This is a genomic window from Citricoccus sp., assembly GCF_032154715.1.
In the GTDB taxonomy this organism is placed as follows: domain Bacteria; phylum Actinomycetota; class Actinomycetes; order Actinomycetales; family Micrococcaceae; genus Citricoccus.
Map to the genome: position 1 here is coordinate 1 of NZ_JALDXU010000116.1, position 9,340 is coordinate 9,340.

At 71.4% G+C, this 9,340-nt stretch carries 6 protein-coding genes and 1 tRNA gene; 5 read left to right on the plus strand and 2 right to left on the minus strand.

What is annotated here, in order from left to right:
• The 4 genes from RUH65_RS14235 to RUH65_RS14250 all read left to right on the plus strand — a co-directional run.
• Positions 1 to 706: MFS transporter (locus tag RUH65_RS14235; protein ID WP_313818251.1), on the plus strand; the 706-nt coding region annotated here is incomplete at its 5' end.
• Between the two features lie 110 nt (positions 707 to 816).
• A complete protein-coding gene (locus RUH65_RS14240; RefSeq protein ID WP_313818252.1) occupies positions 817 to 1,983 on the plus strand; it encodes a DUF1611 domain-containing protein in 1,167 nt (388 codons plus the stop codon).
• A 182-nt stretch (positions 1,984 to 2,165) separates the two neighbouring features.
• Positions 2,166 to 3,860, plus strand: coding sequence for an ABC transporter ATP-binding protein (locus RUH65_RS14245; protein ID WP_313818253.1), 1,695 nt, complete (start codon positions 2,166 to 2,168; stop codon positions 3,858 to 3,860).
• 23 nt (positions 3,861 to 3,883) lie between these two features.
• Positions 3,884 to 4,576, plus strand: coding sequence for a hypothetical protein (locus RUH65_RS14250; RefSeq protein ID WP_313818254.1), 693 nt, complete (start codon positions 3,884 to 3,886; stop codon positions 4,574 to 4,576).
• A 60-nt stretch (positions 4,577 to 4,636) separates the two neighbouring features.
• On the opposite strand, the gene RUH65_RS14255 is transcribed toward RUH65_RS14250, so the two are convergent.
• Together RUH65_RS14255 and RUH65_RS14260 are read right to left on the minus strand one after the other, a co-directional pair.
• Positions 4,637 to 4,725: transfer RNA gene (locus RUH65_RS14255), tRNA-Ser, on the minus strand.
• Between the two features lie 58 nt (positions 4,726 to 4,783).
• Entirely contained in the window at positions 4,784 to 7,117 is a 2,334-nt protein-coding gene (locus RUH65_RS14260) for a prolyl oligopeptidase family serine peptidase (protein ID WP_313818255.1), read from the minus strand.
• Positions 7,118 to 7,197: 80 nt separating this feature from the next.
• Between RUH65_RS14260 and RUH65_RS14265 the strand changes: the two genes are divergently transcribed.
• Positions 7,198 to 9,183, plus strand: a complete 1,986-nt coding sequence (locus tag RUH65_RS14265) for an FAD/NAD(P)-binding protein (RefSeq protein ID WP_313818256.1) — start codon at positions 7,198 to 7,200, stop codon at positions 9,181 to 9,183.
• Positions 9,184 to 9,340 lie beyond the last annotated feature (157 nt).

A 9,340-nucleotide genomic window follows, 5' to 3' on the forward strand; every position in this document is an offset into this window, starting at 1 on the left:
CGCGCCCATCGGAGAGCTGATGGACTGGCGGCTCGGCATGCTCGCTGTCACCGTGCTGTCCGTGGCCTGCGCCATCGCCTTCCTGCTCCTGGCCCCCACCGCCCGGGGATTCACGCCGCACCGCACCACCTTCCGGCAGGCGGTCCGGGCGCTGGCGGGCAATCTGCGGTCCCCGGCCCTGCTGATCATCTACGCCCAAGGGTTCCTGCTGATGGGCGGATTCGTGGCGATGTACAACTACCTCGGATTCCACCTGGCCGGTGACCCGTTCAACCTGCCCATCGCGGTGGTGTCCCTGGTCTTCGTGGCCTACCTCGCCGGCACCTGGACCTCGCCGCTGGCCGGTCGGCTGGCCGGTCGCCACGGGCGCGGTCCCGTGCTGCTGGTGTCCACGGTGGTCATGATCGCCGGGGTGCTGCTCACCCTGGTCCCCTCCCTGTGGGTGGTGCTGCCGGCCACGATCGTCTTCACCGGTGGGTTCTTCGCGGCCCACGCGGTGGCATCGGGCTGGGCAGGGGCGGCCGCGGTGGCCGGCCGGGCGCAGTCGGCCTCGCTCTACAACTTCGGCTACTACGCGGGCTCCAGCCTGTTCGGCTGGCTCGGCGGGGTGTTCCTGGCAGAGGCCGGCTGGCCCGGGACCGTGCTCATGACGGCCGCCCTTGCGGTGGTGGCGGCGATCCTGGGCTGGTTCATGCGCAGTAGATGAGAAGGCTCTCATTCCGGACTCATGCACGCCTCATGGGGTGTTGATTCCATGGTTCTCGAGGCCGGCGGAACACCCCGAACGGTCGCCGGAACACAGTGAGAGGCCATGCCATGACCATCGAGATGGGCCACCCGGCCAGCACCCTGACCATCGTTGAGACCGCCGGAGCCACCTACCAGCGAGCGGAGCTTCCGGCCCGCATCCAGGCCGCCTACACCACCCGCTTCGTGAGCGAGGCCCTGGAGAAGGACCGCTCCGCCTTCCACCTGGCCAGCGGTCCCACGGTCACTCCGCAGGCCGGCGACGTGGTCGTGGCCCGGGTGACCGAGATCCTCAACCACCAGCGCGTGGAGACTCCCGAGTCCCGCAAGGCCATCCTGTTCCCGGGGGCCATCATCATGCTGGCCTACGGCCACCGCTACGCCGCGGACCAGTTCCTGGCCCACGTGCCGGGCTCTCTGGAACCCTGCCACCTGGTCGCCGCCGGCGGCGTGGCCGGCACGGTCACCGTGCAGCATGCAGACATGGACGATCCGACGAGGATCGAACCACTGGGCCTGCTCGCGGACGCGTCCGGGATCATCAACCTCTCCCGCTTCGCCCCGTACTCGCTGAATCCGGTTCCGGCCCTCGGGGCCCCCGCCGAGGAGCTGGAGGCCGCGCTGCCCGGCCGCCCGGCCGTCATCGCGGTGCTCGGCACCTCGATGAACTCCGGAAAGTCCACCGCCATGGCCACCCTCGTCAACGGCCTGACCAACGCCGGCCTGAAGGTCTCCGCTGGCAAGTCCACCGGTACCGGTGCCGGCAACGACCCGATGATCTACGTGGACGGGGGAGCCGCCAAGGTCCTGGACTTCACCGACTTCGGGTATGCCACCACCTTCAAGCTCGACTTCGAGCAGGTCCGCTCGCTGACGATGAACCTGGTCGATGCCATGGCGGAAACCGATACGGATGTGGTGGTCGTCGAGATCGCCGATGGGGTCTACCAGGGCGAGACGGCCCGGTTGCTGCGCGACCCCCTCTTCCAGTCCGTGGTGGACCGCGTGGTCTTCGCCGCCGGCGACGCCCTCGGCGCCGTGGGCGGCGTTCGGGAACTGCAGGACGCAGGCCTGGACGTGGCCGCGGTCTCGGGGGTGCTGACCTCCTCGCCGCTGGCCACCGCCGAGGCCAACGAGGTCCTGGCCTGCCTCGGGGTTCCCGTCATCGACACCTACGAACTCACGAGCGCAACCGTCTCGACCGCCCTGCTGCCGCAGGACTGGAGGACATCCTGAACCCGGAACGCCCCCAGAACCAGCAGCACGACGACGGCCGGACCGGCACCCAGCGCCGGTTCCGGCTGTCGGCCGACGGCCCCCTGGAGAACCCCGCTGAGGACCCCATCGACGGCGCTGTCGGGCCGGCCACGGACCAGGAGGATGAGGGCACGACCGAGGCCACCGGGCGGGCGGAGCGGATGCCGACCGTCTGGGCGGGGCGACGCCGCTACCTCCTGGTGATCCTGTTCCTGCTCGGCCTCCTCCAGGCGATCATGGCCCTGGTCATGTCCTTCACGGTGGACTCCCTGTTGGGGATGCCCGCCCAGGTCAATGCGGCACTCCAGGCCGGGACGGCCCCGGACGGATCCGCCCTGGACCCGGCCGCCGTGGCGGAGGCGGGCATCTACGTGCCGTGGCTGCAGCTGTCCGTCCTGGCCCTCACCGTGCTGTCCATCTTCGGCGCCCGCTGGGGGGAGCGCGTGGTGGGGGAGGACCTCGGTCAGGACTACGTCTATGAACTGCGCCGCAAGCTGATCGGCACCACGCTGGCCGGCTCCGGCAACCCGTCCCTGGGCGTGACCATCACCCGTGCCTCCAATGACCTGACCTCCGTGCGCAACTGGGTCTCTCAGGGCCTGGTGCCCCTGCTGACGTCGCTGCCGCTGATCGTGGTGGTGCTCGGCGTGCTGGCCATCTCCCACTGGCAGGTCGGCCTGGCCGTCGGCATTCCCATCGTGTTGCTGGGGCTGGCCGTGCCACCGCTGGCCAAGGCGACCTTCACCCGCGCGAGGTACCTGCGCCGGCGTCGTGGCCGGATGTCAGCCCGGATCGCGGACACCGTCCGTGCCGGGGAGTCCATCCAGGCGGCCGGCGGCATCAACCGCGAGCTCAACGCCCTGGACCGGGACTCGGGCAAGGTGGTCAACGCCGCCGTGTCCCGGGCCCGCATCACCGGGCTGGTGCGGGCCTCCGCCATCACGGCGGCCTCCTTGGCCACCGCCGCCGTGGTGGTGCTCGGGACCCTGGGCCTGATCGACACCGCCGGGGTGGCCTCCGCCATGACCCTGGTGGGCGTGATGTCCACCCCGCTGGGGGACCTGGGCCGCGTTGTCGAATACCGGCAGAACTACAAGGCCGCCCGCCGCATCCAAGCGCCGTTGCTGGCCCAGGCCGAGGTGCTCCGGAAGGCCGAGAAGAACCGTGAGGAGAACTGGAAGGACGTGGCGCGGGAGCGCTCGGAGACCGGCCGGAACGGGCTGCAGATCCGCCGCATGGTGGTCCAGGGCCAACGCGTCCCCCTGCTCCAGGCCGGCGCCGGCGAGGTCATCCAGATCAGGTCCCATGACCCGGGGCGGATCCAGCCGTTTCTGGTGAACCTCCTGGCCGGTCAGAACACGCCCGCGGAGCCCGGCGGCCAGATCCCTCCTCTCGAGATGGCCGTGGACGGATACGACTACACCCGGGCCCCGGGCCGCCAGCGGCGCAAGCTGCTCGGCCACGCCTCCATGCGCGTTCCGCTCGAACGGGGCACCGTGTCCCGGGCCATCACCTACCGCACCCCCCAGGCCACGGAGGAGCAGACCCGGGAGGCCCTCGCCCGGGTGGGTCTGGACCGTGTCCTGGAGGCGTTCCCCCGTGGGGAGGACACGCGGCTCAAGAACGGGGGCCAGCCGCTGACAGGCTCGCAGGTGGCCCGGCTCAAGCTGGGCCGCGCCTTGCTGGACAACCCGCCGCTGCTGGTGCTGGACGGCATCGACGCAGACCTGGACGGGGACGGCCTGCGCCTGTTGCGGGCCGAGCTGGAGGCCTATCCCGGTGTGGTCCTGTTCACCTCGCAGAATCCCGGACGGATGGCCCCGGGACACCGGGTCTGGACCGTCGACGCACCCTGAGGGTCTCGCCCTAGACTGTGACCATGGAGTACCTCGTTCCGGTGTTGATCCTGGTGGTCGTGGCCGTCCTCGTCGGTGGCGGCGCCTGGGTGCTGTCGCGCCGTTCCACCACCGGTTCCAGCTCTGCCGGTACCTCCTCCGGAAAGTCAGGTCAGCGTCCGCGGCGGGGATCTTTGGCCGGCCGCATCAGCTCCGAGAACGCCAAGGTCGCCTCTAACCGGATGGACCAGGCCGCGCACCGCGAGGTCTATCGGCTGATCGCCGCCGGCCGCACCGCCGAGGCCGTCACCGCCTACCGCCGATCCACCGGCCTCGGCACCTTCGAGGCCATGATGGACATCCAGGCCCTCGCCACCTACCCGCAGATGTGGACCAAGCCGGCTCCCGCCGCCGAGTCGCCCGCGGAGGGCCCGGACAACCGGGTGCCCGCGGCGGACATCGCCGACGCCACCGACCTCGTGGTCCCGGAGGACTGGCTGGAGGAGAGCCTGCCGGCCGATCGGCCGTTCGAACTCGAGGTGGTGCGGGACGAGACCACCGTCCGCGTGTCCTCGGACGATCTGCCGCCCTACCTGCGGGACCAGCTGACCGCCCTGGTGCGTGACGGCCGGGTGGAGGACGCAGCCCTGGAGCTCTCCGCGCACACAGTGCTCACCGCCGAGGAGGCCCTGCAGTTCCTGCACATCCTCCAGCGTGAGCAAGGACAAGACGACTGAGTCGACTCTCACGGCAACAGAAAAGCCCGGAATCGTGATGATTCCGGGCTTTTCCGACTGCGGAGACGGGGGGATTTGAACCCCCGGTCCGACTTTCGCCGGACCCTTCATTAGCAGTGAAGTCCATTCGGCCGCTCTGGCACGTCTCCACTGTTCCCATCCGTCAGATGGTAACCCTGACATGGTAGCCGCCGAGGGCCCCGGAGTTCAAAGCGAGTCGTCCGCGACGCTCCTCCAGAGGAACTCCAGGGACCGCGCGTGCAGGGCCGCGGCCTGACGGTTGTCCGAGGCGCCGGCGTGGCCGCCTTCCAGATCCTCGTGGAACCACACGTTCGGCACACCCAGCCGCATCATCCGCGCGGCCATCTTGCGTGCCTGCACCGGGCCGACCCGGTCGTCCGAGGTGGCCGTCCACACCAGGAGGTCCGGGTAGCCCGTGCCGGGGCCCTCGGCGTCGCGTCCGGCCTCGGCGCCGGGAATCGGCCGCTCGAGCAGCAGGTGGTAGGGCGAGAAGGTGCGGAGGTATTCCCACTGCTCGGGATCCTCCGGGTCACCGTACTCGGCGATCCAGCTGTGGCCGGCGGAGAGGACCGTGTACCGGCGCATGTCCAGCAGCGGTACGCCGCAGCTCAGGGCCCCGAACAGTTCGGGGTAGGTGGTGGCCATATTTCCCATCAGCAAGCCGCCGTTGGAGCGGCCGGTGGCAGCCAGGTGGGACCGGTCCGTCACGCCGCGCCGGATGAGGTCGCGCGCCACGGCGGCGAAGTCCTCGTAGGCGCGGTGCCGGTTCTCCTGCAGGGCCGCCCGGTGCCAGTCGGGCCCGTACTCGCCGCCACCGCGGATGTTGGCGATCACGTGGATGCCCTGGCGGCCCGCGGCGTTGCGGCGGCTCAGCCAACCGCGGCCGTACACGCCGGAGTAGCCAGGCAGCTTGGAGGCGAGGAATCCGCCATACCCGTCCATCACCACGGGGTTGGCCCCGTCGGCCTCGACGTCCTCGGGACCGATCTGGAAGTACGGGACCCGGGTGCCGTCGTCGGACACGGCGAAGTGCTGGCGCACCGCCAGTCCGGTGGCATCGAATTGTTCCGGACCGGTGCGCACGGTCACCAGAGCGGGAACGACGTCGTCCGGCCGGCTGTTCTCCTCCAGGTCCGCCCAGTCCGCCGGGAGCGTGGCCCGCAACAGGGTGGGCGGAGTGAGCGCGCCGGTCGCGGTGATCCACAGGTCGTTGCCGCAGTCCGGATCCTCGTCATCCACGGCGCTGACGCCCAGGGTCAGGAAAGGATCTGCGGGATTCGGGTGCTCCAGCCGGATCAGGCGGGTGGCCTCGAGTGCCGGTGGCCGTCCGGCCGTGGTCTGCGGGGTCCCGCGCGGATCCGCGGCCGCCAGCGCGGTCTGGGGCAGGGCGTACACGGTGGAGGCGACATCCTGCAGCACGGTCAGCACCAGGTGGGCGGCGGTCCACGTCCACGCGGACAGGGTGCGGTCCGGGGAGGGCAGGAACGCCGCCCGTGGCTCCTCGGAGCCGTCCAGGAAGCCGTCCACCGTGCAGACGAGCAGGGAGCCCGCCGGATGCACCGCGGTCGGCAGCTCCCACTCGGACTTCAGGAACACCGTCAGCCACTGCCGGTGCACGTCCACCTCGGCATCCAGGGGCACCTCCAGCTGTCGCCAACCGGAACGATCGCCGGGGCCGTCCGCAGAATCCGGCGCCGCGGGTTCCCGCAGCCACGTGGTGGAGCGGTAGAAGTCCACGGCGTCGATGGCGACCGTGCGCTCCCAGCCGGGCGTGGAATCGTGCCCGCCGAACGCGGCCACGTGGGCGGGATCCACCTCGAACACGGTCGGTGCCGCGGCGATGGCAGCCTCCGGTCCGCCGCGCTGCAGGACCCGCAGCGTCCGGGCGTAGGAGGACCGGGTGGCGTCTCCGGCGTCGGGGTCAGGGTCCGTCACCGTGCCGACCAGCAGCCGGTCGCGGTCGATCCAGGAGGCCTGGGTCTTGGCCACCGGAAGGTCGAAGCCCTCGGGAGCCGGCACGAAGGCCCGGGTGGTGAGGTCGAACTCGCGCACGGCCACGGCGTCACCGCCATCGGGGGAGAGCCGCAGCAGGGCGCGATCCCAGTCCGGGCGCAGCAGCCGTGCGCCGGCGAACACCCAATCGGTGCCCTCCTGGGCGGCCAGGGCATCCACGTCCACGAGGACGTCCCACTGGGGGTCCCCGGCCAGGTACGGCTCCCAGCGGGTCCGGCGCCACAGCCCGCGCGGGTGCTCGCCGTCACGCCAGAAGTTGTAGTACCAGTCGCCGCGCTTGGTGACGTGGGGGATCCGGTCCGGGGAGTCGAGGATGGCGGTGAGGTCCCGCTGCAACTCCTCGAAACCTTCGGAGCCCAGCAGCGCCTCCGTGCGGGCATCCTGCTCCCGGACCCAGTCCAGCGGGCGCTCGCCGTGGATGTCCTCGAGCCAGAGGAACTCGTCCTCGGCGTCCGCGGCGGGGTCGGTAGGCGTGACGGTGGGAACGATGTGTGGGTTCTGCTGCATGGTCCCATCGAAGCACACGTTCCCGCGCCGGCCGTAGGCTGATGACCACGAACACGCCGCACCGCGAGAGGACCCCCGCCATGACCCCAGCCGTCCCAGGAGACCGGTTCACGATCGCCGTGGTGGGAGCCGGGCCGCGCGGGACCTCGTTCCTGGAGCGGTTGCTGGCGGTGGTGGAGGAATCCGAACCCGAGGCACCGGTGGTGGACATCGTGGTGCTGGATCCGGAGGAGCCGGGGCCGGGCCACGTGTGGCAGACCGGGCAGTCAGAACTGTTCCTGATGAACACCCCATCCTTCTTCCCGACTGTGGCGGCCGCCGGAACCCCCGGCCTGCGGCCGTCGTCGGCGGCCCTGACCTTCGACCAGTGGCGGATGGCCCACCCGGACCGGGCCCAGGTCCTGGACCGTACCGACTACCCGCCGCGGGCGGTCTACGGACGCTATCTCGCCGAGATGTACCGCGAGGTGACGGACGCGCTGGCCGCCTCGGCCGCCGTCGGGACCCTGGACTGGCGCCAGGCCGAGGTGGTGCACCTGGAACCGGCGCGGACGGTGACCCCGGTGCACGGGGCCCACGGTGCGGCGCCCCGGAAGGCGATCCTCACCTGCGGTGACGGGAGCACGCTGGCGGCGGACGCCGTCGTGCTGGCCGTGGGGCATGTCCCGGCGCGCCTGACGAGCGAGCAGCACCGCCTGGCCAGCGCGGCGGCGGAGCTGGGGCTGGAGTACCGCGGGCCGTCCATCCCCTGTGACCTCGACTGGGATGCCGTGCCCGCCGGAGCCGACGTCCTGGTGCGCGGAATGGGGCTGAACTTCTTCGACGCGCTCGCACAGCTGACCCTGGGCCGCGGAGGCCGCTTCGTGGACACCGGCCAGGGCCCGGGCCGGGCACTGCGCTACGAACCCTCCGGCACCGAGCCCGTGCTGCACCCGGCCTCACGGCGCGGCGTCTGCTATCTGCCGAAGGCCGAGCTGGATGCGTTCGTCCCCCATGCGGTGGCCCTGAAGTACCTGGTGCCCGAGGTGGTGGAGGCGCTCCAGGCCGAGCACGGCCCGCTCGACTTCATGAGGCACCTGTGGCCGCTGATCCACCGTGACGTGGTGCGCGCGTACTACAACGCCCTGGTGCACAACCGCCCCGAGATCCTCGGCGGCTCGGGTCCGGCCATCGAGTTCCTGGCCGCGCTTGTCGGCCTGCTGGAGTCCGCCGGCCGCGGCGAACCGGTCACGGCGCACCAGGCGCAGGAGCTGCTCCACGCGTATGCGCCGGGGATGCCGTTCCTCGACATCCGGGCCCTGGCCCGCCCCTTCGAGGGCCGGGTGTACGACTCGGGCGAGGCCTACCAGCGGGAGGTGACCGGCTTCCTGGAGGGCATCAGCGCCGAGGCCGCGGCCGGTGAGGACTCCCCGCTCATGGTGGCCATCGGGACCCTGCATGCCGCGCGGTTGCTGGTGAAGCAGCTGGTGGCGGAGCAGCGGCTCACCGATGCCTCCCGCCGGCGGGACGTCTCCGGCTGGTTCGAGACGCTCGTGGAGGGCCTGGCCTCCGGCCCGCCGCTGGCACGTGTGGAACAACTGCTCGCCGTGGCGCGAGCCGGCCTGGTCCGGTTCGTGGGCCCGGATCCGCAGTTCGAGCCCGACGCCGGCCGGTCCCGGTTCACGGTGTCCTCCCCACAGGTGGGTGGCGCGGACGAGGCCCAGGACGTGCACCGCGGGACGTGGATGATGGAGGCGATGATGCCGCCGAACCGGGTGCTGCTCGCTGCCTCGGACCTGGTGTCCTCGCTTCTGGCCGAGGGCACCGCGGTGCCCTTCACCGTGGAGGACGAGGAGGGTGACCCGGTGCCTGGCCGTGGCTTCGACGTGACCGGGCGCCCCCACCGGTTGAAGGGGGCCGGGGGAGCGGTCCAGGAGGGGGTCTTCGTCCTGGGGCTCCAGCTGGCCTCCGTCCAGTGGGGCACGGCGATCGCCGCGGAGGCCGGCCGCGACCCGGACGGACGGGCCCGCACCCTGGGGGACGCGGAGGCCGCGGCCCGGGCGGTGTGGGCGCTCGCGACCGGCTGACTCTGCGCTGATCCGACCCGGGATACACCGATGGCCCCGTCCCGCCGTATAGGCGGCACGGGGCCATCGCTGCGTTCTGGCCGACGGGGTCAGTCAGTCGGCCAGTCGGTGCTGGTGAGGTCGTGCTGGTACATGACCTTGGCGACCTCGCCGCGGC

What these genes read in the sequence shown, in the direction of transcription:
- RUH65_RS14265 (WP_313818256.1), top strand. Translation starts at nt 7,198, where the DNA reads ATGACCCCAGCCGTCCCAGGAGACCGGTTCACGATCGCCGTGGTGGGA.
- RUH65_RS14240 (WP_313818252.1), top strand. Translation starts at nt 817, where the DNA reads ATGACCATCGAGATGGGCCACCCGGCCAGCACCCTGACCATCGTTGAG.
- RUH65_RS14250 (WP_313818254.1), top strand. Translation starts at nt 3,884, where the DNA reads ATGGAGTACCTCGTTCCGGTGTTGATCCTGGTGGTCGTGGCCGTCCTC.
- RUH65_RS14245 (WP_313818253.1), top strand. Translation starts at nt 2,166, where the DNA reads ATGCCGACCGTCTGGGCGGGGCGACGCCGCTACCTCCTGGTGATCCTG.
- RUH65_RS14260 (WP_313818255.1), bottom strand. Translation starts at nt 7,117, where the DNA reads ATGCAGCAGAACCCACACATCGTTCCCACCGTCACGCCTACCGACCCC.